Below are 21,669 nucleotides of genomic sequence, written 5' to 3'. Positions count from 1 at the left end.
CCACCATGAGGCCGCTCCCCCGACTGACCGCACCGCCGCGCCGGCGGGTGCGGGCCCTGGCCGCCGTCGCGATGGCCGCCGCCCTGCTGGCCACCAGTGCCTGCGGGGGCGACTCCGGCGGTGGCGGTGACTCCGCCGGCGGAGAGGTCACTCTCCGGTTCAACTGGTGGGGGTCCGACACCCGGCACAAGATCACCCAGCAGGTGATCGACTCCTTCCAGAAGGAGAACCCGAACATCAAGATCAAGGGCGAGTTCGGCGAGTGGGCCGGCTACTGGGACAAGCTCGCCACCACCGTCGCCGCCAACGACGCGCCCGACGTGATCCAGATGGACGAGAAGTACCTGCGCGAGTACGCCGACCGCGGCGCGCTGCTCGACCTGAAGAAGGCTGACGGGCTCGACACCGGCAAGTTCGAGCCGGACACGCTCGGCGCCGGCGAGTTCGACGGCGGCCTGTACGGGCTGAACGCCGGCATCAACGCGTTCACGATCGTGGCGAACCCGGCCGTGTTCAAGGCCGCCGGAGTGGCGATCCCGGACGACACGAAGTGGACCTGGGACGAGTACGCCAGGACCGCGGCCGAGATCAGCCAGAAGCTGAACGGCAAGGGCTGGGGTACGGCGGCGTACGGGACGAACGACGCGAGCCTGAACATGTGGGCGCGGCAGCAGGGCGAGTCGCTGTTCACCGAGGACGGCAAGCTCGGGGTCAGCAAGGACAAGCTCACGCAGTACTGGACGAACCTGCTCGCCCTGCAGGCGTCGAAGGCGACGCCGTCGGCGGAGTTCACCTCGCAGGACATGACGGCGCCGCTGGACCAGTCGGGGATGGCGACCGGCAAGCTCGCGATGGGCTACGCCTGGAGCAACCAGCTGAACGCGCTGAGCAAGGCGTCGGGCCAGCAGCTCAAGCTGCTGCGGCTGCCGAGCGCGACCGGCAAGGCGGCCGAGAACGGCGCGTACTACAAGGGCTCGATGTTCTGGTCGATCTCGTCGCGGTCGAAGCACCCGAAGGAGGCCGCGAAGTTCGTCAGCTACCTGGCCAACAACACCAGCGCCGGCAACCTGCTGCTGGCCGAGCGCGGCGTCCCGCCGAACACCGAGATCCGCGCGGCGGTAACGTCGAAGCTGCAGCCCGCCGACGCTTCCTCCGCGGCCTTCATCCAGGCCATCGCCAAGGAGCTCGGCAAGCCGTCGCCGCCCCCGCCGGTCGGTGGCGGACAGGTGGAGAAGATCATCCAGCGCTACACCACCGAGGTCCTGTTCGGCCGCCTGCCACCGGCGGACGCCGCGCAGAAGTTCCTCGACGAGATGAACAACGAACTCGCCAAGTAAGGATGCAGGAGGCAACTGATTCATGGTGAAGCCAAGGGTCGCCGTGGTGGGCGTGCATGGGCACGGCACGTCGCACGTCCGCCACTGCATCGACCTCCACTCCACCGGCCGAATCCACTTCGCAGCCGTCGCCGACCCCCAGCTCGCCCCGCCGGCGAAGCCAGGCGTCGGGCACGGCGGGCGGGTCACTCGGGTGGAGGAATTGCCTGAGGGCACTCAGGTCTTCGCCGACCTGGAGAGCTTGCTCGCGGGCGCCGAGGTCGACGTGGTGGTGATCAGCACGCCCATTCACACCCATGCGCCCTTGGCCGAACTCGCCTTGCGGGCGGGGGCCGACGTCCTGCTGGAGAAGCCGCCGGCTGCTTCGCTCGAGGAGTTCGGTCGGTTGCAACGGCTGGTGGAAGAGACCGGGCGCAGCTGTCAGGTCGGCTTTCAGGTGCACGGGTCCAAGGCGGCACGGACGATGAAGCAGTGGGTGGCCGACGGGCGCCTGGGGGAGGTGCGCGGGATCGGGACCGTGGGCACCTGGATCCGTACCCAGGAGTACTGGCAGCGCGCGCGATGGTCCGGCCGGCGGGAGCTCGACGGTGTCGCAGTGGTGGACGGCGCGGTGACCAACGCGTTCGCGCACTCCTCGGCGACCGCTCTGCTGGTGGACGGATCGGGTGCTGCCGACCAGGTGAGCTCCGTGGAGACCGAGTTGTACCGCGCGAACCCGATCGAGTCCGACGACACCTCGACCGTCAGGATCCGCACCACCCGCGGTACGACGATCGTTGCCGCGCTCACCCTGGCCGCGGAACCGCCGGGCGGCGACCCGCGGATCATCGTGCACGGCTCCCGCGGCCGCGCCGTCCTGACGTACTCGTCCGACCGCCTCGACCTCACCGTCGACGGCATCACCACTACCAGTACGCCGTCCGAACGCGACGACCTGCTGCTCAACCTGATCGAGCATCGCGCAGACCCCACCGTCGAACTGCTCGCGCCACTGGAACAGCTCGGCGGATTCACCAAGGTGCTCGAAGCCGTCCGGCTCGCGGACCCGCCGCGCGAGATCGACCCGGCCTACGTCACCTGGCAAGGCGAAGGCTCGCAACGCCACCCCGTCGTCACCGACGTCAGCAAGTGGGCCGAGCAGGCCGCCGAGAACCTCGCGCTGTTCAGCGAGCTCCACACTCCCTGGGCTTCACAGTAGGCGGCGGGCGGCCAGGCGAAGCTCCGTCAGTTCGCCGGCCGCCCAGCCCTCGCCCCGCGACTCGGTGCCGTACCACTGCGGCTTGCGGACCAGGTGGAAGGACAGGTTCGCGATCCGCCCGGCCACGCCGAGCCAGTCGATCGCCGCGAGGTCCGCCGCCGCGATCTCGCGGTGCCGTTGGTACCCCGTGCGGAACGCCTGCCAGTACGGCGTCGACGCGACGCCGCAGAAGTCGGCCGCCAGGAACCCCTCGCCGGCCAGGTCGAAGTCGTGCAGGTTCAGCCCTTCCGGTGTGACGAGCACGTTGTCGAGCGACACGTCTCCGTGGCGGATGCCGCGACTCGCGCCGTCGGCAACCTTTCCGGGGACAGCCGCCGCCAGCGCCTGGACGATCTCCGCGTCGGCCGGCGACACCAGCGGCACGATCTCGTCGACCAACCGGTCGAGACCGTCGGGGTGCTCGGCGGACCGGCGTACCGGTGTGTAGGTCCCGGCCGCGAGGTGGAACCGCGCGATCAGCTCGCCGAACGCCAGGTAGAGCTCGTCGTCGAACGGCGGCTGCGGCTTGCGACCGTCGACGAACGTAGTCAGGACGAAGGGCCGATCGCCTTCCGGCAGCGCCAGTACGCCGGTCGCCGCGCCGTCGGCGAGCGGCTGGACCGCGGGCGTGGCCACCTTGCCGAGCAGGTGATCGGAAAGTCCTGCCTCCCAGCGGATGTCGGCGAGCGGGCGGCCGGCGTACAGCTTGAGGACGAAGGCCTCGGCCGGCGTGGTCAGTTCGTAGACGTCGTTGACCAGTGAGCGCCGCAGCACGCACCCGGTGAAGGGCAACTGGTAGACCTCCGCGAGGTGGTCGCGCAGGCTGTCGGGGTGGGGCAACGATCTCAGGGTGCGGACCATGTGATGTCCTTTGCGTGACGTCGCGGGGGTGGCAGGCGTTGGGAGTACTGAAGCAGACGATTCCGTACTCGGGCGCCCCGGAGGAAGCGGGTTTTCCTGCGGGTCGGATGAGGCAAGTGGGGTAGGACGGAATCGTTGTACGGATTCACCTCCCCTGAACGCCCCAGGAACCGGTAGCCTCGTGCAGCCGCTGCAGTACTTGCCTGGGGAGGCCCAGACGGTCGCGGTACGCCGACCACCACCGACGAACTGCCGGAGAGCCCAAACCGGTCAGGAGATCACGTCTTGCAGGAGAACACCAGCACCAGTACCGGCGAACTCAGGAACGTACCCCTCACAGGTGCGGACAAGGTCGCCTACGCCTTCTACGCCACCGCGGCGACCGCCGCACTCGTCGGCCAGGTCTGGGCCGGCGTCACCCACATCCCCTGGCCCGACGAGGGCTTCTCGACGTTCCTGAAGATCGCTCTCGTCACGCCCGCCGTCGCCGTCATCGAGCTCGGCGGTGTGGCGACCGCGGCGCTCGCCGACCTGCGCCGGCGCAAGGGTGAGCAGGCCTACGCCTACCGCGCGATGTCGCTGTTCGCGGCGATCGTCGCGCTCGTCTTCAACGTCGTCGGCCACTGGCGGCCCGAGGAGCGGTTCCTGGCCTTCGGCTTCGGCGGCCTGTCCGCGTTCGCCTACGTGCTCTGGCTGATCCACAGCTCGGCCCGGCGACGCGACGCGCTGCGGGTGTCGGGCCAGATGGCCAACACCGGACCGGTGTACGGCGTCGTGCAGTGGCTGCGTGAGCCGCGGCTGACCTGGCAGGCCCGGTCGCTCGCGATCGAGCACGGCTACGGGATGTTCGAGAGCCTGCGCGCGGCGCGCGACCATGTCCGCAACGCGGCCCGGCGGAACGCGATCGCCGGCACGGTCGCGGAGTACATCCGCTCCGAGCACCAGGACGAGCGGCTGGCCAAGATCGCCGAGACGACCTACGACGCGGACCGGCTGGCCGGGATGCTCGAGGAGCGGATCAACTACGAGGTCGTCACCAACAAGCTGACCCGGGCCATCTCGCCGCCGCCGGAGGAGCCGCCGGCCGAGGAGCGCAACGACCTGCGGGCCGCGGTCTGGGTGGTCGAGGGCAAGGCGCTGAAGGCGCAGCAGGTGCGCGCCGACGGCGGCGTGAACATCCGCGACGAGGACGCGTGGGGCGAGGCGATGACCGGTGAGCTGATGGCCATCGTCGACCCGCCGGTCAACGCCGAAGGGGTCGCCGAGGCCGAGGTGGTCGAGGACGAGGCCGAGCACGTCGTCAACGGATCGCGGCGGCCGGTGAAGGCGTCGCCGGTGGTGCAGAAGCCGCAGGAGCCGTCGCCGTTCGCGCCGGCCGACCAGGTCGCGCGGCCCGGCGTACCGGAGCCGGTCGAGTCCGTGCTGCCGCCGGTGCTCCCGGAGCCGGTCGTCGTCGAGCCGAAGGTCGTCACCGAGCCGGCCCGGCCCGCGAAGGCCAAGCCCGCACCGAAGGTCGTCGCGGCCGAGAGCGAGCCCGAGCCGACCGACCTGGAGAAGCGCCGGATGCGCGCGTGGAACATGCTCTCGGACTGGCCTGACGGTCACGAGCGCAGCGCGAAGAAGCTCGCCGAGGCGATCGGCTGCAGCGAGCCGATGGCCAGCCGCTTCATCGAGCAGTACGAGACCGAGCACGACCTGGTCTCACAGAACTAGTTCTTTTGTAGTGCTGAGGAGCCCGCGCCGGTTGGCGCGGGCTCCTTTCAGTGTCCGAGGTTGACCGGGAGTTCGGCGAGGCCGCTGACCAGGACTCTGCGCCATTCGAGTTCTTCGGCGGGCTTGGCCAGTGACAGCTTCGGGAAGCGGCGGAGCAGGGCGAGCAAGGACTCCTGGAGTTCGATGCGGGCCAGCTGGGCGCCGAGGCAGAAGTGCGGGCCGAAGCCGAAGGAGAGTTGCTGGTTCTCCTTGCGGTCCAGCCGTAGCTCGTCGGGATCGGTGAACACCCGCGGGTCCCGGTTCGCCGAGTTGAGTGCGGCCATCACCCCTTCACCGGCCTTGATCTGTACGCCGTGCAGCTCGAGGTCCTCGACCGCGACGCGCAACTGACCGACCTCCGAGAAGCGGTTGAAGCGCAGCAGTTCCTCCACCGCCGACGGCACCAGCGCGTGGTCGTCGACGAGCCGCGCCCAGTTCTCCGGCCAGCGCAACAACGTCGCGACGCAGCTGGAGATCTGGTTCGCCGACGTCTCGTGCCCGGCGACCAGCAGGTTGACGCCGAAGGCAATCAGTTCCTCCTGGCTCAGCCGGTCGCCCTGCTCCCGCGCCCGGACCAACTCGTCGAGCAGGTCCTCGGCCGGCTGGTCCGCGGTCGCGAGCTTCCGCTCGACGAGCGCTTCGATGTACGCCGTCAGCTCGGTCATCGCGTTCTCGACGAGGTCCTTCTCGGCCATCTTCATGCTGTAGCCGAGCTCGGTCCACTCACGGAACTGCTCGCGGTCCTCGTACGGGACACCGAGCAGCTGGCAGATCACCTGGATCGGCAACGGCAACGCGACCAGCTGCCGAATGTCGGCGCCGTCCCCGGCCTTGGCGACGTCGTCCGCAAGCTGCGCCGACAGCTCCGCGACCCACGGCCGGGTCCGCTCGATCCGCCGGTGCGCGAACGTCGTCGACACCAGCTTGCGCAGCCGGCTGTGCTCGGGCGGGTCGGTCGTGGTCAGGCTGTTCGGCATCGGCTTGGCCAGCGCGACCCGCGGCGCGCCCTGCTTGACCACCGCGGCCCGCGAGAACCGCGGGTCGGCCAGCACGAGCTTCACGTCGTCGTACCGGGTGACCAGCCAGACCTCGGCCCCGGCCAGCGTCCGCACCCGCGCGACCGGACGGTTCTCCCGCAGCTCCGCGAAGGTCGGTGAGGGGTCGAACCGGAACGCGTCGTCGAACGGGATGTTCAGCACGGTCTCCGTCATGCTCCCGACCCTACGGACTGAGGTAACCCTTCGCTCGCCGGGTCAGCGGGTCGCCGGGCGGCCGACGCCGTGCAGCAGGGTGTCGATCAGCTGGGTGGCGATCGTGTCGATGTCGGCCTCGTCGAGCCGCCCGGCGCTGACGTCCTGACAGGCCTCGTGGATCAGCGCGTAGTACACCCGGCGGGCCCAGACCGGGTCGACGTCGGCCCGCAGGTCGCCGGTGTCGCGCAGCTTGGCGAAGAGCCGGTCGCAGGCGGCCTGTACGCCGGCCTGGATCGCGGCCACTTCGTTGCCCTGGGCAAGGTTCACGTTCATCGAGAAACCCCAGGAGATCTTCACCCGGAGCACGTTCACGGTCGCCTGGTACAGCGCGACCATCGGCGGGCTGGTGTCGGGCCGGGCCTGCTCGACGGCGGCCGCCAGCTGCTGCGACGCCCAGGTCGCCAGCGCGAGGATCAGCGCCTCCCGGGTGGCGAACCGGCGGTGCACGGTCGTCCGGGCGACCCCGGCGGCCGCGGCGATCTCCTCCATCGTGGCGGCCGGATCGCGCCCAAGGGTCCGCTCGGCCGCCTCCAGGATCGTCCGCACGGTCCGCTCGGCGTCGGCGCGCAGCGGGCGGGCAGAGACGTCGGTCATGTCCCGAATACTACAGGAGCGTCGCTGTTGACCAGCTACTTGCGTCAGAAATGATGCAAGTAGTACGGTTTCGAGGTCAGCAACGACGCAACTAGCGAAGGTGTGACCATGGATCTCCAGTTGAAGGACAAGACCGCGCTCGTCACCGGAGCCAGCCGGGGGATCGGGCTGGCCGTCGTCGAGCAGTTGGTCGAGGAAGGCGTTCGGGTGGTCGCGGCGGCCCGGACCAGTACGCCGGAACTGCGGCAGACCGGCGCGTACGTCGTACAGGTGGACCTGGCGCAGCCCGACGGGCCCGCGCGACTGGTCGAGGAAGCGCTCCGGGAGCTCGGCGAGCTCGATCTGCTGGTGAACAACCTCGGCGGTGGCGACGGGGAGGTCGCGGGCGGATTCCTCGGGTTCGACGACGCGACCTGGGAGCAGGTCTTCGCAGTGAACTTCTTCGCGACCGTGCGCGCGACCCGGGCGGCGCTGCCGAGCCTGGTCGGCCGGCGCGGGGCGATCGTGAACGTCTCGTCGAACAGCGCGCGGATGCCTACCGCCGGGCCTGTTCCCTACACGACGGCCAAGGCCGCGCTGACCGCGTTCGGCAAGGCGCTGGCCGGCGAGTTCGGCCCGCAGGGCGTCCGCGTCAACACGGTCTCACCGGGCCCGGTGAGGACAGCGCTCTGGGAGTCCTCCGAGGGGTACGGCGGTCAGCTCGCGCGCCAGCTCGGCGTACCGCAGGAGGACCTGCTCGCCGGACTCCCCGCCCAGCAGGGCATGCTCACCGGCCGCCTGATCGAGCCGGCCGAGATCGCCGACCTGATCGTGCAGCTGTGCTCACCGCGCGCCGCCAGCATCGTCGGCGCCGACTACCTGATCGACGCGGGCATCGTGAAGAGCGCCTGACCCGGACCGGATCGTCGGGAGGCCGTGGGGGCTCGTGAGTTTCAGGTGCCGCGTTGGGTGATCAGGACGGCGAGGCCGTCGAGGATGCGGTCGATGCCGAACTGGAGGGCGTTGCCGGTGTGGCCGGCGGTGGCTTCCTCGGCGAAGGCGGCGGTGGCGGCGGGGTAGAGGTGTCCGACCTCGGCCATCGTTTCGGCGAGTTGGGTCGAGTAGGTGTCGGGGGACGCGTTGGGCGGGGCGAGTTGCTCGACCAGGCTGCGGACGTGGCCGTTGAGCAGGACGATCGTGTCGAGGCGCTCTGAACCGGTGAGCCCGGTGCCGGCCAGGGCGGTGAGGGCGGTTTCCATCCAGCCGAGCTCGTTGGGGCCGACGTGGCGTTGGCCGGTGGTGAGGTCGATCGTCCAGGGGTGAGTGCTGTAGCGGGCGAAGATCGTGTCGGCCCAGATCTGCAGGCCGGCGCGCCAGTCGGGGGTCGGGGCGGGCGGCGTACCGATCGCGGTGTCGAGCATCAGCGCGGTCAGCTCGGCCTTGCCGGGGACGTACCGGTACAGCGACATCTTGGTGAAGCCGAGCCGCTCGGCCAGCCGCTGCATCGAGAGGTTGGCCAGCCCTTCCGCGTCGGCCAGCGCGATCGCCTCCCCGACGATCCGTTCCAGGGACAGCGCGGGCTTCGGTCCCCGCCGGGCGCGCTGCTGCGTGCCCCAGAGCAGTTCGACCGCCGTCGGTGCCGGCATCGCGGGCCTCCTCGAATCACTGTTGACGTCGAACTGTGTCTACCATACTCTAATTCGTGTCCACCGGAAACAGATTCCATCAGACACAGTTCCAGAGGAGGCCGCCATGTCCCAGTCCGTCCTGATCTCCGGCGCCAGCATCGCCGGACCCGCACTCGCGTACTGGCTGAACCGGTACGGGTTCGACGTCACCGTCGTCGAGCGTGCGCCGGAGCTGCGCCGCGGCGGCCAGGCCGTCGACTTCAAGGGCCGCACCCACTTCGCCGTGCTCGAGCGGATGGGCATCCTCGACGCGGTCCGGGAGCGCCGGACCGGCACCACCGACACCGTGTTCGTCGACGAGAACGACGAGCAGCTGATGGTGATGTCCGGTGACTTCACCGGCGGCGACCTGGAGATCCTGCGCGGCGACCTCTCGGAGATCCTGTACGAGCGGACCGCCGGCGACTGCGAGTACCTCTTCGGCGACTCGATCAGCGCGCTCACCGACACCGAGGACGGCGTCGAGGTCGCCTTCGAGCACGGTCCGGCCCGGACCTTCGACCTCGTGATCGGTGCCGACGGCATCCACTCCCGCGTCCGGAAGCTCGCCTTCGGCCCCGAGCGGGACTTCGTGAAGTACCTCGGCCACTACTACTGCGTCGCCGGCGCGAGCCCGTGGAGCGGCGCCGGATCGCGCGACCGACAGGTTGCCCACGGCCACAACGCGCCCGGCAAGCTCGCGGTCACCGGCGGCTCGAAGGCCCAGCAGCTGTACATGTTCGCCTCGCCGGAACTCGACTACAGCCGCGACGACACCGCGGCGCAGCGCGACATCCTGCGCACCGTCTACGCCGACGTCCGGTGGCAGGTCCCGCGGATGCTCGACGAGCTGGACGGCTTCGACGACGTCTACCTCGACTCGCTCAGCCAGGTCCGGCTGAACGGCAGGTACACCAAGGGCCGGGTCGCGCTGGTCGGCGACTCGGCGTACGGGAACACTCTCGGCGGGTTCGGCACCGGGCTCGCCGTCGTGGGCGCGTACGTCCTGGCCGGGGAACTGGCGGTTGCTCAAGGCAACCATAGCCAGGCCTACGCGCAGTACGACGAGATCATGAAGCGCTACGCCAAGATCGCCGGCAACAGCAATGCCGGCCGCTTCCTCGCCCCGAGGACCGCGACCGGCATCAAGCTGCGTAACTGGTTCCTGGGCTCGCGGATGTTCCAGCTGATGACCAAGTACGCCGACAAGGCCGCCAACGACATCGAGCTCCGCGACTACCCGGCTGCGTCTTCGGTGGATCGCGCGAACGTCCGGCGATAGCGGCTCGGCGTGGTGCTGAGCACGCGGGCGAAGTGCTGGCGCAGGATCACCGGACTGCCGAATCCGGCGGCCGCGGCGATCTGGTCGACGCTCAGGTCTGTCGTCTCGAGGAGTTCGCGAGCACGGTGGAGGCGCTGGTTGATCAGCCACCGCAGCGGTGTGGTGCCGGTCTGGGCGCGGAACCGCCGGCTCAGGGTTCGGGTGCTCATGGAGGCCTGGGCAGCCAGGGTGGCCAGGGTCAGAGGTTCGGCCAGGTGTTCGGTCATCCAGTCCTGTAAGGGATTCAGCGATTCGTTGCCGGAGACAACAGGCGCGGGAACGTACTGCGCCTGGCCGCCCCGTCCAGGACGCCGGCCGCGCCGGGCACGAAGGCGCCGGTGCAGATCGAAGCGATCCGTACGCCGCACCGATGCGCCTCGCGGATCACCGCGACCGCCTCGGAGGCCGGCTCATGGGCAGCCGGTACGACGATGGTGTCCGCGCTCAATGCGGCCGTCAGCCCGTACGGCGCCTCAGCGCGGAAGACGGGCCGGTCGTAGGCCAGCACGCTGGTCCCGTCGCGATCGCCGCACACGCGGACGTCGTACAGGCGCTCCCCGCGGACCGGACCGGCCGCGGTGGCGAAGATCTGGCAGGCGCCGGTGAGTTCGAGACCGATCACGCCGTCGAGCGCGAGGATCGCCACGGTGTGCATGGCTCGAATCTAGCCAATGCTGTCTCTCCCGCGACTGGGTTTCGCTGCTCCGCCGGAACGACGATGGCCAGATGCGGATCGACGTACTGATGTTCGAAGGAGTCGCCGAGCTCGACGCGCTGGCGACGTACACGGTGTTCGCCAATGCTCGGCGGCGCGGGCTGGCGGTGGAGCCGTACCTCGTGACGGCGGACGGCCGCACCCAGGTGACCGGCTGTTACGGGACGACGTTCGGGGACCTGGTGCCGTGGTCGCCGGAGACGGCCCGCGTGCTCGCGGTGTCCGGCGGCTGGATCGTGGAGGAGATCGCGAGCGGGGTCATTCCCCGGCAGCTGGCCGAGGCGAAGGCCGTCGGTGGGGACCGACTCGTCCTGGCGGGGATCGACTCCGGCGCACTCCTGCTCGGCGCGGCCGGGCTGATCGCCGGTCGGCCGGCGACCACCCATCGGGTGGATCTCGAGCGGCTGGCCGAATGGGCCGAGGTGATCGACGCGCGGGTCGTCGACGACGGGGACCTGGTCACCTGTGGCACCGGGTGGTTCGCTGGCGTCGACCTTGCGTGCTGGCTGCTGGAACGCGAGCTCGGTGCGGCCGCCGAGGTGGTGGCGCTGGAACAGTGGATCGGCCGGGACCGGCAGGGCACCGTCTGGCGCCGATGACGGATCGGTTGCCTCATGAAGCGCTGCGCCAAGATCGTCGGCAACAGCGATGCCGGCCGCCTCCTCGCCCCGAGGACTGCGACCGGCATCGACATCGAGCTCCGCGACTACCTGGTCAAGGTGGGCGCCTGGCTCACCGCGGCTCGGCGTCGGCCGTGCAGTGGTAGTCGCGCTGCGGGCGTTCGCCGGTGGTGAGGAACGTCGTCACCGCGTGATTCGCGCACCGGTTCTTGCCCAGCGGGTAGACGCCGTGGCCGCCCTGGTCGGCGGTGACCATCACGGCTCGGTCGCCGAGGGCCTTGCGGAGTTGCTTGGCTCCGGCGAGCGGGGTGGCAGGGTCGCGGAGGTTCTGGACCATCAGGACGTTGGACGGGCCGCGGTCGGTGATCCGGACGGGCTTCTCGGCCGGGTCGGGCCAGTAGGCGCAGGGGGTGATGTTGGCGCCGGCCGCGCCGAACAGCGGGTACTTGATCCGGTCGACGGCGACGTTGCGCTGGTAGGTCTTGACCGATTGCGGCCAGCGGGAGTCGTTGCAGATCATGTAGTAGCGCCCGGAGATGAGGCTTTCGGCGCCGGCGGGGTCGCCGGGCAGTGGGGGCGGCGGCTGGTTCGCGTCGACGGCTTTCCAGATCCCGGCCAGGAGCGGGGCCTGGGTGGGGCCGTAGAGGAGCCCGAAGTTGATCAGCCGGAACGCGATCGCGTCGAACGGGCCGTCCGGTGTCTGGATCGGGTTCTTCTCCAGCCGCGCGGCGAGTTCGTGGAATTTCGCGGTCACCTGCGCCGGCGTACGGCCGAGACCGTACTCGCGGTGGTTCGCCGCGGCGAACTTGGCGAAGTCCGGGAAGCGGTCCTGGACACCTTGGGACCAGAGCCTGTTGCTGGGATAGTCCCAGCCGCCGGGGCCGAGGTTGCTGTCCAGCACGATCCGGTCGCTGTGCTGGGGGAACATCGTGGTGTAGACCGCGCCGAGGTAGGTGCCCCAGGAGGCGCCGGCGTAGGAGATCTTGGACTCGCCGAACGCGATCCGGATGCTGTCCAGGTCGCGGGCGGTGTTGGCAGCGCTGATGTGCGGCAGCATCCACGCGGTCTTCGAGGTGGCGCACTGTTTGGCGACCTGCTGCATGACCGCGGCGTGCTTGGCCACGTCCGCGGCGTTCTTCGCGTACGGCGGGATGTTGCCGGTTCCCAGCTGGCTCGGTGTGAGATCGCAGGTCACCGGGGTGCTCTTGCCGAGGCCACGGGGGTCCATCCCGATCACGTCGTAGCTGTCGCGCACGCTCTGCGGGAGACCGGTCGCGACCAGGAAGGCCGGGTAGTTCTGCCCGGCGCTAGGGCCGCCGGGGTTGGTCAGTAAGATGCCGCGCCGCGCGCCGGGTTTCGTGCTGGGCAGGCGCGAGACGGCGAGGTCGATCTTCCGGCCGTCGGGCTTGCTGTAGTCCAGCGGAACCTTCAGCGTGCCGCACTGCATCCCTTCCGGGATCGGCACGGGCGCGATCTCGGGCGGACACTTCTCCCACTGGATGCCACCAGGTGGTGCCTGCGTCGCGGCGGAGCTCGCGGGCGAGATTCCCGGGACCAGAGCGACCGCCAGCGAGGCGACGGCGACGGTCAACGGTACGGCTGTGCGTTTCATGGGTCCCTCCGGACGATTCTGTGGACGCGACCAACTCTTCGCGAACCACACCCTCCGGCACGTCCCCCGGGCGGCCCTTTCCCCGTCCACCGAAAGTTGCGGCCCCGGGACCCGCGCGAGTCCCGGGGCCGACGGACTACTTGGTGCCGAAGGAGTAGATCGTGCGGGTCGAGTAGGTCTGGCCGGGGCGCAGGACCGTCGACGGGAAGTTCGGCTGGTTGGGGGAGTCGGGGAAGTGCTGGGTCTCGAAGGCGAACGCGTCGCCCTGGCGGTAGGTCTTGCCGCCGATCCCCTGGAAGGTGCCGTCGAGGAAGTTGCCGCTGTAGAACTGCGCGCCCGGCTCGGCCGTGCGGACCGAAACCGTCCGGCCGCTCCCGGGATCGGTGAACCGGCCGGCGAACCGCAGCCCGTCGTGGCCGGCCTTGCCGCCGAGCACGAAGTTGTGGTCGTAGCCACGCCCGATCACCAGTTGGGGGTGGTCCTCGCGCAGCCGCTTGCCGATCGCGGTCGGCCGGCGGAAGTCGAACGGCGTACCGGCCACCGGCGCGATCTCGCCGGTCGGGATCAGGCCCGAGTCCACCGGCGTGTACGACGGTGCGTTCAGCTCCAGCACGTGGCCCTCGATCGAGCCGCTGCCCTCACCGGCCAGGTTGAAGTAGACGTGGTTGGTCAGGTTCAGCACGGTCGGCTTGCCGGCGACGGTCGCGTGGTAGTCGATCCGCAGGTCGTCGTCGAAGTCGAGCGTGTAGGTGACCGTGGTGGTCAGCGTGCCGGGGAAGCCCATCTCGCCGTCCGGGCTGACGTAGGTGAACGCGACCCCGACGTGCGACGAGGTCTGCACGACCTTCGCCTTCCAGACCTTCTTGTCGAAGCCGAGGGTGCCACCGTGCAATGCGTTCTCGCCGTCGTTGACCGGGATCTGGTACTTGTTCCCGTCGATCGAGAACTGACCCTTCGCGATCCGGTTGCCGTAGCGGCCGATGGTCGCGCCGAAGTACGGACTGAGCTTGGCGTAGTCGGGCAGGTTGTCGAAGCCGAGGCTGATGTTCTCGGTGCGGCCCCGGCGGTCCGGGGTCTCGACCCGCTGGATGGTGGCACCCCAGGTCAGCATCGAGACGGTCACTCGACCGTTGGAGAAGGTGTACACGTCGACGCCGGCCCCTTCTGGGGTGGTGCCGAACGGGTCCTTGCGGATGGACAGGCGGCCGTGGTGTGAACCCATGGACGCGACTGTAGTAGCCGCCGGTTCGGCGCCGGCGGGGCTGGTCAGTGCCCCGGCCGTGACGGCGCCGAGTCCGAGGGCGCCGGCGGTTCGCAGGACGTGGCGACGAGGCAGGTGGTCGGTCATGAAGTCCCCTCAGTCGGTTGGGCGGGTGGGCGGCGAGAGCGTTCTCACACCGCCTCGGGCACTGTAAGCACCGATGTCCGATGTTTGGAACAGTTCGTAACCGTTCGGATTCGTCCGATGACTGACGGCGTCGTGGCGTGATGGCCGATGGGTTGACCGGATCGGTCCGCCGCGGGTCGCGATGTTGCCTGTCGCCGCGAACGCCGTACAAGCAGGCTGGGGGTATGACACAGACAGCGCTGATCGTGATCGACGTCCAGGAGTCCTTCCGGGTCCGCCCGAACTGGCAGGCCGTGAACCACCCCGACATCGCCGACCGCGTCAACCGCCTGGTCGACGCCGCGCGCGACCGCGGCGACCTGGTCGTGTGGGTCCTGCACACCGAGCCCGGGACCGGTGGCGCGTTCGACCCGGCGAACGGGCACGTCCGGCTGATCGAGGGGCTCGAGCCTCGCGACGGCGAGCCGGTGATCCGCAAGACGTCGCACAACGCCTTCACCACCACGAATCTGCAGCAGCTGCTCACTCAGCACGGGATCCGCGAGCTGGTGATCAGCGGGATCCGGACCGAGCAGTGCTGCGAGACGACCACGCGGGTCGCGTCCGACCTCGGGTACGACGTGGTGTTCGTCACCGAGGCGACCGCGACGACGCCGCTGCCGCACTGGACGCTGCCGTGGGACACCTCGCTCGACGAGGTGCTGGCCGACCCGCGGACGCTGATGCCGGCGGTCGTCGTGGAGCGGACCGAGTACGCGCTGGCGGGACGGTTCGCCACCATCCGGACGCTCGACGAGCAGGCCGGCGTCCTTGTGGGATCCTGACCGGATCATGCGCAAGGTCGTCTTCTTCCTGGTCCCACGGCTGCACCTGCTCGATCTCGCCGGGCCGGCGCAGGTCTTCTCCACTGCCGCCGACCTCGGGTACGGCTATCAGCTGTACTACGTGGCGGAGACCGAGGAGGTGTCGACGGCGCAGGGGGTGCCGGTCAAGGCCTCGTTGGCGTGGCCGGAGCTCGGGCGGGACGACCTGATCGTCGTACCGGGATGGCGGTCGCCGCGGTTGTCGCCGTGGCCGCCGATCTCGGCGCGGTCCAAGCAGGTGCTGCGGACGCATCATGCGTCGGGTGGGTCGGTGGCGAGTGTCTGCTCGGGAGCCGACGCGCTCGGTGCCGCCGGGCTGCTCGACGGGCGGCGGTACACGACGCACCACGACCTGACCGAGGAGCTCGCGGCGCGGTACCCGAAGGCGAACATCGTGCGCGACGTCCTGTACGTGATGGACGAGCGGGTGATCACGTCGGCGGGGATCGCGAGCGGGATCGACCTCGCGCTGCACCTGGTCGCCGTCGAGCACGGCGCGGTCGCCGCGGCGCGGATCGCGCGCGAGATGGTCGTCTACGCCCGCCGCAACGGCGACGAGCTGCAGGAGAGCGCGATGCTGCGGCACCGCGGTCACCTCAGCGATCTCGCCCACCGCGTCCAGGACGTCATCGACAGCCGGTACGCCGACCGCCTGCCGCTGGCCGACCTCGCCCGCGCCGCCGGCGTCAGCGAACGCACCCTCACCCGAGTCTTCACCGCCGCCACGGGCCTCACCCCGCTCCGCTACCAGCAACTCCTGAGACTGGAACGAGCCGAACACCTGATAGCCCACGGCACCACCGTCGAATCGGCGTCGAGGGTAGTCGGCTTCGAAGACCCCAGAATGCTCCGCCGCCTCCGCTCCCGCACCCCCGCCGCCACGGCCTGACTCCCTGTACTCCGGGGTGGACTTTCCTCTACCCCCCTTGGGGAGTTGCGTCTCCTGAGAACCCTGCCTTTTGCCGACAGTCTCTTGGTAAGCGGGCAGAGAGCCCGGGCGGGGTTGGCGAGAGGGCAGCAATATGAGCAGGGGATCCGTGACCGTGCGGGCCGCGCGGTGGAGTGCTACCCATCCTTGGCGGGCGATCGGCTTGTGGCTGATCCTCGTCGCCGTCGCGGTCGGGTTGTCCGTGATGGTTCCGAAGCAGACGACGAAGGCCGCCGACACCTGGGTCGGGCAGTCCGGCCAGGCCGCGGAGCTGATTCAGCAGGCCGGTCTCGACGGCAAGCCGAGTGAGACCGTTCTGGTCACCGACCCTGATGGGCCGCTCAACCGCACCGAGGCGACCACCGCTCTGACGCAGCTGAAGCAGAAGCTGACCGCGCTCGACTCGGTCGCAGGAGTCGGCGAGCCCGTCTGGGCCGAGAACGGCAAGGCGGCCCTGCTCCCGATCGAGCTGAAGGGCAGTGCCGACGACGCCGCGGACAACGTCGAGAAACTCGTCGCCGCCACCGCCGACGTACAGCAGAACAACCAGGGCCTGAGCATCCAGCAGACCGGTGGCGCGTCTCTCGACGCCGGGATCTGGAAGCAGGTCGGCAGCGACCTGGCCAAGGCCGAGAAGCTCAGCCTGCCGATCACCTTCGCGTTGATGCTGCTCGTCTTCGGCGCCCTGATCGCGGCCGGAATCCCTGTCCTGCTGGCGTTCTCGGCCGTCGGCGCGGCGCTCGGCTTCTACGCGCCGCTGTCCTACCTGTTCCCCGACGGCGGCTCGGTCGCCAACGTCGTGCTGCTGATCGGCATGGCGGTCGGCGTCGACTACTCCCTGTTCTACCTCAAGCGCGAACGCGAGGAACGCCGTCGCGGCCACAGCACGGTCGACGCCGTCGAGATCGCCGCGGCCACGTCGGGACACTCGGTGGTTGTCTCCGGTCTCGCCGTCATCGTCTCGATGGCCGGCCTGTACGTCGCCCAGGACCCGGTCTTCTCCTCGATGGCCACCGCCACCATCGTCGTCGTCGCGGTCGCGGTGCTCGGTTCGCTCACCGTCCTGCCCGCCCTGCTGGCCAAGCTCGGTCACCGCGTCGACCGTCCCCGCGTCCCGCTCGTCTGGCGGCTCAACCGGCGGATCGGTCCCGGCGGCATCAGCCGTCGCCTGGTCGCTCCGGTCCTGCGCTTCCCGAAGGTCGCGCTGCTGCTGTCGGCCGTCGCGGTGGTCGCGCTCGCCGTACCGGCGCTCGGCCTGAAGACCGACCCGGGTGGCCTGAACACGCTGCCGGACAGCATCCCCGAGGTGAAGACGATGCAGCAGCTGCAGGCGAACTTCCCGTCCGAGGGCATGGCGTACGACGTCGTGGCGAAGGCCGACGGCAAGGCGCCCGTCGAGGCCCTGGCCACCCTGCAACGTGAAGCGGTCGCGAGCAAGCAGTTCGTCGTCCCGCCCGGCCAGGCCGTCCGGACTGCGGGCGACACCGCCGTACTGACCCTGGTCTCGGTCCTGCCGGACACCAGCGAGGACGCGAAGGTCGCGCTCAACCAACTGCGGGACACGCTCGTGCCGCAGGCGTTCGACACGATGCCGGGAGCAACCTGGGCGGTCGGCGGTGAGACCGCGAGCGGCGTCGACTACGGCGCGAACCAGCGCGACAAGCTGCCGTACGTGATCGCGTTCGTGCTCGGTCTGACGCTGCTGATGATGCTGTTCACCTTCCGCAGCCCGGCGATCGCGATCGTCACGACGCTGCTCAACCTGGCCTCGGTCGCGGTCTGCTTCGGGGCGCTGTCGCTGGTCTTCCAGCACACCTGGGCCGAGGGTCTGCTCGACTTCACCTCACCCGGGTTCGTCATCTCGTGGATCCCGCTGTTCCTGTTCGTGATCCTGATCGGGCTGTCGATGGACTACCACGTGTTCGTGCTCGGCCGGATCCGCGAAGCCGTGCAGGACGGGCTCGCCCCGGCCGAGGCGGTTCGCCGCGGAATCACCGAGTCGGCCGGTGTGGTGACGAGTGCGGCCGCGGTGATGGTCTCGGTGTTCGCGCTCTTCGCGACGCTCGGCATGATCGAGATGAAGCAGATGGGCGTCGGCCTGGCGGTCGCGGTCCTGGTCGATGCCACGCTGGTCCGGATCGTGATGCTGCCGGCCATCCTGGTCCTGCTGGGCCGGAAGGCCTGGTGGCCCAACAAGTTGCCAGTAGCAACAGCGGAACCAGAACGCGAGTTGGTCGCCGTCTGAGAAGTGGGGCCCGGCGCGAGCCGGGCCCCACTTTCTTGTCCTACTTCAGCTTGTACGCCGCCGCAAGCTTGGCGATCGCACCACCGAGATCACCGGTCAGCGCCAGGTGCTCGGCGTCCGCGGTGAGCTTGGACACCGCAGCGTCCAGGTTCTGCCCGATCTCGTCCTGCGCGATCCAGCGGGCCGCCGCGACGACCGCGTCGTCCTCGGCGAACCCGTCGACCCGGCTGCGCTGCAGCGCCTTGCCGGCCGCGGTGAGCGCGGCCAGCGCGGTCGTCGCCTGCGGCCCGGACCAGTCCTTCACGTGCAGCGCCACGTCGATCGAGATCGCCGCGATCAGCACGTTCGGGTCCAGCAAACCCTTGCGCAGCAGGGAGATCTTCGCGTCCAGCAACTTCTGCCGCGCCGCCGCCTGCGTCGTCAGACCCCATCCGTACGGGTACTGCGGGTCGTACGACGCGTCGCCGACGTTGATCGGCTGCTGCGTCTCCGCCTTCGGCCAGGTCACCGGGAGCCGCCCGCTGAACGGCTTCTTGCCGAACAGCACGTCCGCGACGCCGGCGCCCTCGGTACCGGGCAGCCACGACGCGACCAGCGCGTCGATCTCGCCCAGCTGGTCCGCGACCACCTGCGGGCGGCCGGAGACGACGAGGACCGCGCACTTCATCGCCGCGCACACCTTGTCGACCGCGGCCTTGTCGGCGTCGCTGAGCAGCAGGTCGTGACCGTTGCCGACGTCACCGATTCCTTCGGCGTACGGGCGTTCGCCGACCACCACGACACCGACGTCGTGGCCTTCGAGCGGAGCCGACGCGTCCTGGCTGAAGGTTGCCGTCGGCACGTTCTGCTTGATGCCGTCGAGGATCGTCGTACCGGTCGTGGTCGCACCGGAGCCGCCCTGCCAGCTGATACTCCAGCCGCCGAGCTGGTTGCCCAGGTCGTTCGCGTTGCTGCCGGCAACGTAGACCTTCGCGCTCGACTTGAGCGGCAGCACGTTGCCGTCGTTCTTCAGCAGCACCTGCGACTTGGCCGCCGCCTCACGGCCGACCGCCCGGTGCTTCGCGCCACCGATCTCCGCCAGCTTGCTGGTGTCGGAGTACGGCTTCTCGAACAGGCCGAGCTTGAACTTCTGCTCCAGGATCCGGCGCACCGCGTCGTCCACGCGGGACTGCGCAACGCGGCCCTCGGTGACCTCGGTGGTCAGGCCCTGGGTGAACTCCTGGTACCGGGTCGGCACCATGATCATGTCCAGCCCGGCGTTGATCGACGTCCGGATGTCGCTGTTGTAGTCGCCCGGCAGCTGGTCGATCGCCTGCCAGTCCGAGATCACGAAGCCGTCGAAGCCCATCCGGTCCTTCAGCACGCCGTTGATCAGCTCGGCGTTGCCGTGCATCTTCACCGCGGGCTTGTCGTCGCCGATGATGTCGACACTCGAGTACGACGGCATCACGGTCCCGACGCCCAGGTCGACCGACGTCTTGAACGGGTCGAGGTGGATCGCCTCGAGCTGCTGCTTGGTCACCTCGGTGACGCCTTGGTCGATCGTGTACGAGCCGGTCGTCGACGACCCGTACGTCGTACCGCCGTCGCCGACGTAGTGCTTCGCGCTCGCGAGCACGTGGTTGTTCTGCTTCAGCTGGCTGCCGTCGGCCTTGCCCTGCATGCCGGTGATCACGGTCGCCATCGCCTTGACCAGCGCCGGGTCCTCGCCGAAGCCCTCGTACGAACGGCCCCAGCGGTCGTCGCGCACCACGCAGACGCACGGTGCGAAGTCCCACGGGATGCCGGTCGCACGGACCTCGGTCGCGGCGACCTCACCGGTCCGCCGGGACAGATCCGGGTCGCGGGTGGCGCCGAGGCCGATGTTGTGCGGCAGGATCGTCGCGCCGATCACGTTGTTGTGCCCGTGCACCGCGTCGACGCCGTAGATCAGCGGGATCTGCAGGCGGGTGGCCTGCGCGTTCAGCTGGAAGCTGTCGATCATCGCGGCCCACGAGGCCGGGGTGTTCGGGGTCGGCACCGAGCCGCCGCCGGACAGCAACGAACCGAGCGCGTACGTCGCGATGTCGGACTTGGTCCGGACCGCGTTCCGCTCGGCCTGGGTCATCTGTCCGACCTTCTCGGCCAGCGTCATCCGCTTCAGCAGGTCGTTGACCCGCGTCTTCACCGGAAGCTTGGCGTTCAGGTACGGCAGGTCGTGCGCGTTGATCACGACGACCGGCTGGGTCGCGGGCGCCTTCGCGCCGGTGACGGTCAGCTCGACCGGGATCGTCTCGGCGGCCTCGGCCGACCGGTCCTTGCGGGTCGCCACCTGCACGGTGTGCGACGTACCGGACGGCGTACCGACCGGGAAGGTGAACGCGCCGGAGACCGGGGCGTAGTCGTCTGCTCCCGCCGTACCGGTGCCGCTGCGGTAGTCGACCGTGACCGGCTCCTCCAGAGGGACGCCGCCGGTGGTGGTCAGCCCGATCTTGACCGCCGCGGTGCCGCCCTCCTTGACCGGGTAGACGCCGGCGTCGGTGACCACGCTCGCCTTGAGCGCCGGGTCGGCCTTGCCGTAGATCTCGATCTGGTCGATCGCGAACTCACCAGGAGTCCCGACCGGCATCGTGAACGCGTAACCCCACATCTGGGTCAGGTTGAGTATCTGGTCGATCCCGCCGACCGGCTGGTAGTCACCGCGGTAGGCCAGGTCACTGAACGGGATCTCGACCAGGTGCCAGCCCTGCCAGTCGTCGGTGAAGCTGGTGTTCCACAGCTCCGACGCCTCGGCGTTCGCGCCGCCGTCCTTGATCTCGAAGAAGATCCGCTTGCCCGATCCCGGCGGCAGCGGCGCGGTGTTCTGCCCGTACCACCAGAACCGGATGCCCTTGTACGCCGACCAGTTGCCCGGGTTCTGGTCGAAGGTGATGTTGTGGCTGAACCCGCCGTACCCGCTGATGTCGTAGGACCCGTGCAGCACTTTGTCCCCGGCCGGGGCGTCGTCCCGGTCCTGCAGCTGCATCGTCGGTGAGTCGTCGGCATCGCTGCCGAACCCGAAGATGCCCGGGCCGGGCGGCGCGGCGAACGGCTCGGCTCCCTCGAAGGCCGCCAGCACCGTGGGTACCGGGTCATCCGCGGCCGCCTGCGACGCCACTCCCAACGGCAACAGTCCCGCGACCACCGCGAGAACCGTCACCCCGACCGTGCGACGCCGACGACGAATTCCTGGCCACCTGGGCATTGGCGACTCCCTGACTGTCCGCACAGGTGCCACGCACCCGTGTCGGGGCCGATGCTCAGTCCTTCCACTCTCCGGGTCAAGAGCCCACCGGTTCCGGAACTAGAGCGCTCTCAC

At 69.6% G+C, this 21,669-nt stretch carries 18 protein-coding genes; 9 read left to right on the top strand and 9 right to left on the bottom strand.

What is annotated here, in order from left to right; all coding sequences use genetic code 11:
- The first annotated feature begins 5 nt into the window (after nt 1-5).
- On the top strand, nt 6-1,337 hold the full coding sequence (locus HDA39_RS25670) for an ABC transporter substrate-binding protein (RefSeq protein WP_184799217.1): 1,332 nt from the start codon (nt 6-8) through the stop codon (nt 1,335-1,337).
- Nucleotides 1,338-1,359: 22 nt separating this feature from the next.
- Entirely contained in the window at nt 1,360-2,535 is a 1,176-nt protein-coding gene (locus tag HDA39_RS25665; protein ID WP_184799215.1) for a Gfo/Idh/MocA family protein, read from the top strand.
- On the opposite strand, the gene HDA39_RS25660 is transcribed toward HDA39_RS25665, so the two are convergent.
- Nucleotides 2,527-3,435: a phosphotransferase gene (locus tag HDA39_RS25660; RefSeq protein WP_184799213.1), complete on the bottom strand. Its 909-nt coding sequence runs from the start codon at nt 3,433-3,435 to the stop codon at nt 2,527-2,529. The two genes, HDA39_RS25665 and HDA39_RS25660, sit on opposite strands and share 9 nt — an antisense overlap.
- Nucleotides 3,436-3,720: 285 nt before the next feature.
- Here HDA39_RS25660 and HDA39_RS25655 point away from each other — a divergent pair, with 285 nt between their 5' ends.
- A complete protein-coding gene (locus HDA39_RS25655) occupies nt 3,721-5,148 on the top strand; it encodes a hypothetical protein (RefSeq protein ID WP_184799210.1) in 1,428 nt (475 codons plus the stop codon).
- A 47-nt stretch (nt 5,149-5,195) separates the two neighbouring features.
- Here the strand turns inward: HDA39_RS25655 and HDA39_RS25650 are convergent, their stop codons facing one another.
- Both HDA39_RS25650 and HDA39_RS25645 read right to left on the bottom strand, forming a co-directional pair.
- Nucleotides 5,196-6,398 (bottom strand): cytochrome P450, encoded by a 1,203-nt coding sequence (locus HDA39_RS25650; protein ID WP_184799208.1) that lies wholly within the window; start codon nt 6,396-6,398, stop codon nt 5,196-5,198.
- A gap of 42 nt (nt 6,399-6,440) precedes the next feature.
- On the bottom strand, nt 6,441-7,034 hold the full coding sequence (locus tag HDA39_RS25645; RefSeq protein WP_184799206.1) for a TetR/AcrR family transcriptional regulator: 594 nt from the start codon (nt 7,032-7,034) through the stop codon (nt 6,441-6,443).
- Nucleotides 7,035-7,142: 108 nt separating this feature from the next.
- On the opposite strand from HDA39_RS25645, the gene HDA39_RS25640 reads away from it, so the two are divergent.
- Entirely contained in the window at nt 7,143-7,925 is a 783-nt protein-coding gene (locus HDA39_RS25640; protein WP_184799204.1) for an SDR family NAD(P)-dependent oxidoreductase, read from the top strand.
- 41 nt (nt 7,926-7,966) lie between these two features.
- Here HDA39_RS25640 and HDA39_RS25635 read toward each other — a convergent pair whose 3' ends face one another.
- The gene (locus HDA39_RS25635; RefSeq protein WP_184799202.1) at nt 7,967-8,659 is read right to left on the bottom strand and encodes a TetR/AcrR family transcriptional regulator; all 693 of its coding nucleotides are present in this window, start codon (nt 8,657-8,659) and stop codon (nt 7,967-7,969) included.
- Between the two features lie 106 nt (nt 8,660-8,765).
- On the opposite strand from HDA39_RS25635, the gene HDA39_RS25630 reads away from it, so the two are divergent.
- The gene (locus HDA39_RS25630) at nt 8,766-9,962 is read left to right on the top strand and encodes an FAD-dependent monooxygenase (RefSeq protein ID WP_184799200.1); all 1,197 of its coding nucleotides are present in this window, start codon (nt 8,766-8,768) and stop codon (nt 9,960-9,962) included.
- Here HDA39_RS25630 and HDA39_RS43820 read toward each other — a convergent pair.
- Nucleotides 9,917-10,228: a helix-turn-helix domain-containing protein gene (locus tag HDA39_RS43820; protein WP_337925891.1), complete on the bottom strand. Its 312-nt coding sequence runs from the start codon at nt 10,226-10,228 to the stop codon at nt 9,917-9,919. The two genes, HDA39_RS25630 and HDA39_RS43820, sit on opposite strands and share 46 nt — an antisense overlap.
- A 17-nt stretch (nt 10,229-10,245) precedes the next feature.
- Entirely contained in the window at nt 10,246-10,656 is a 411-nt protein-coding gene (locus HDA39_RS43815; RefSeq protein WP_337925890.1) for a helix-turn-helix domain-containing protein, read from the bottom strand.
- A gap of 71 nt (nt 10,657-10,727) precedes the next feature.
- Here HDA39_RS43815 and HDA39_RS25620 point away from each other — a divergent pair, with 71 nt between their 5' ends.
- Complete coding sequence (locus tag HDA39_RS25620) at nt 10,728-11,315, top strand: DJ-1/PfpI family protein (protein WP_184799198.1); 588 nt, start codon at nt 10,728-10,730, stop codon at nt 11,313-11,315.
- A gap of 133 nt (nt 11,316-11,448) precedes the next feature.
- On the opposite strand, the gene HDA39_RS25615 is transcribed toward HDA39_RS25620, so the two are convergent.
- A complete protein-coding gene (locus HDA39_RS25615) occupies nt 11,449-12,948 on the bottom strand; it encodes an alpha/beta hydrolase (protein WP_184799196.1) in 1,500 nt (499 codons plus the stop codon).
- Nucleotides 12,949-13,084: 136 nt separating this feature from the next.
- Nucleotides 13,085-14,170: an aldose epimerase family protein gene (locus tag HDA39_RS25610; protein WP_238356143.1), complete on the bottom strand. Its 1,086-nt coding sequence runs from the start codon at nt 14,168-14,170 to the stop codon at nt 13,085-13,087.
- A gap of 350 nt (nt 14,171-14,520) precedes the next feature.
- On the opposite strand from HDA39_RS25610, the gene HDA39_RS25605 reads away from it, so the two are divergent.
- From HDA39_RS25605 to HDA39_RS25595, 3 genes are all read left to right on the top strand, one after another.
- Nucleotides 14,521-15,120, top strand: a complete 600-nt coding sequence (locus HDA39_RS25605) for a cysteine hydrolase family protein (protein WP_184799192.1) — start codon at nt 14,521-14,523, stop codon at nt 15,118-15,120.
- Nucleotides 15,121-15,127: 7 nt separating this feature from the next.
- A complete protein-coding gene (locus HDA39_RS25600) occupies nt 15,128-16,048 on the top strand; it encodes a GlxA family transcriptional regulator (protein WP_184799190.1) in 921 nt (306 codons plus the stop codon).
- Nucleotides 16,049-16,181: 133 nt separating this feature from the next.
- Nucleotides 16,182-18,332, top strand: coding sequence for an MMPL family transporter (locus HDA39_RS25595; protein WP_184799188.1), 2,151 nt, complete (start codon nt 16,182-16,184; stop codon nt 18,330-18,332).
- A 40-nt stretch (nt 18,333-18,372) separates the two neighbouring features.
- Here the strand turns inward: HDA39_RS25595 and HDA39_RS25590 are convergent, their stop codons facing one another.
- A complete protein-coding gene (locus tag HDA39_RS25590) occupies nt 18,373-21,555 on the bottom strand; it encodes a glycoside hydrolase family 3 N-terminal domain-containing protein (RefSeq protein ID WP_184799186.1) in 3,183 nt (1,060 codons plus the stop codon).
- Nucleotides 21,556-21,669 lie beyond the last annotated feature (114 nt).

The organism is Kribbella italica, assembly GCF_014205135.1.
Lineage (GTDB): Bacteria > Actinomycetota > Actinomycetes > Propionibacteriales > Kribbellaceae > Kribbella > Kribbella italica.
The sequence above is the reverse complement of the archived record's forward strand: the minus strand, read 5'-3'. Positions and strand labels throughout refer to the sequence as shown.

What these genes read in the sequence shown, in the direction of transcription:
- HDA39_RS43820 (WP_337925891.1), bottom strand. Translation starts at nt 10,228, where the DNA reads ATGACCGAACACCTGGCCGAACCTCTGACCCTGGCCACCCTGGCTGCC.
- HDA39_RS25645 (WP_184799206.1), bottom strand. Translation starts at nt 7,034, where the DNA reads ATGACCGACGTCTCTGCCCGCCCGCTGCGCGCCGACGCCGAGCGGACC.
- HDA39_RS25630 (WP_184799200.1), top strand. Translation starts at nt 8,766, where the DNA reads ATGTCCCAGTCCGTCCTGATCTCCGGCGCCAGCATCGCCGGACCCGCA.
- HDA39_RS25600 (WP_184799190.1), top strand. Translation starts at nt 15,128, where the DNA reads ATGCGCAAGGTCGTCTTCTTCCTGGTCCCACGGCTGCACCTGCTCGAT.
- HDA39_RS25595 (WP_184799188.1), top strand. Translation starts at nt 16,182, where the DNA reads ATGAGCAGGGGATCCGTGACCGTGCGGGCCGCGCGGTGGAGTGCTACC.
- HDA39_RS25605 (WP_184799192.1), top strand. Translation starts at nt 14,521, where the DNA reads ATGACACAGACAGCGCTGATCGTGATCGACGTCCAGGAGTCCTTCCGG.
- HDA39_RS25640 (WP_184799204.1), top strand. Translation starts at nt 7,143, where the DNA reads ATGGATCTCCAGTTGAAGGACAAGACCGCGCTCGTCACCGGAGCCAGC.
- HDA39_RS25660 (WP_184799213.1), bottom strand. Translation starts at nt 3,435, where the DNA reads ATGGTCCGCACCCTGAGATCGTTGCCCCACCCCGACAGCCTGCGCGAC.
- HDA39_RS25610 (WP_238356143.1), bottom strand. Translation starts at nt 14,170, where the DNA reads ATGGGTTCACACCACGGCCGCCTGTCCATCCGCAAGGACCCGTTCGGC.
- HDA39_RS25650 (WP_184799208.1), bottom strand. Translation starts at nt 6,398, where the DNA reads ATGACGGAGACCGTGCTGAACATCCCGTTCGACGACGCGTTCCGGTTC.
- HDA39_RS43815 (WP_337925890.1), bottom strand. Translation starts at nt 10,656, where the DNA reads ATGCACACCGTGGCGATCCTCGCGCTCGACGGCGTGATCGGTCTCGAA.
- HDA39_RS25670 (WP_184799217.1), top strand. Translation starts at nt 6, where the DNA reads ATGAGGCCGCTCCCCCGACTGACCGCACCGCCGCGCCGGCGGGTGCGG.
- HDA39_RS25635 (WP_184799202.1), bottom strand. Translation starts at nt 8,659, where the DNA reads ATGCCGGCACCGACGGCGGTCGAACTGCTCTGGGGCACGCAGCAGCGC.
- HDA39_RS25665 (WP_184799215.1), top strand. Translation starts at nt 1,360, where the DNA reads ATGGTGAAGCCAAGGGTCGCCGTGGTGGGCGTGCATGGGCACGGCACG.
- HDA39_RS25590 (WP_184799186.1), bottom strand. Translation starts at nt 21,555, where the DNA reads ATGCCCAGGTGGCCAGGAATTCGTCGTCGGCGTCGCACGGTCGGGGTG.
- HDA39_RS25615 (WP_184799196.1), bottom strand. Translation starts at nt 12,948, where the DNA reads ATGAAACGCACAGCCGTACCGTTGACCGTCGCCGTCGCCTCGCTGGCG.
- HDA39_RS25620 (WP_184799198.1), top strand. Translation starts at nt 10,728, where the DNA reads ATGCGGATCGACGTACTGATGTTCGAAGGAGTCGCCGAGCTCGACGCG.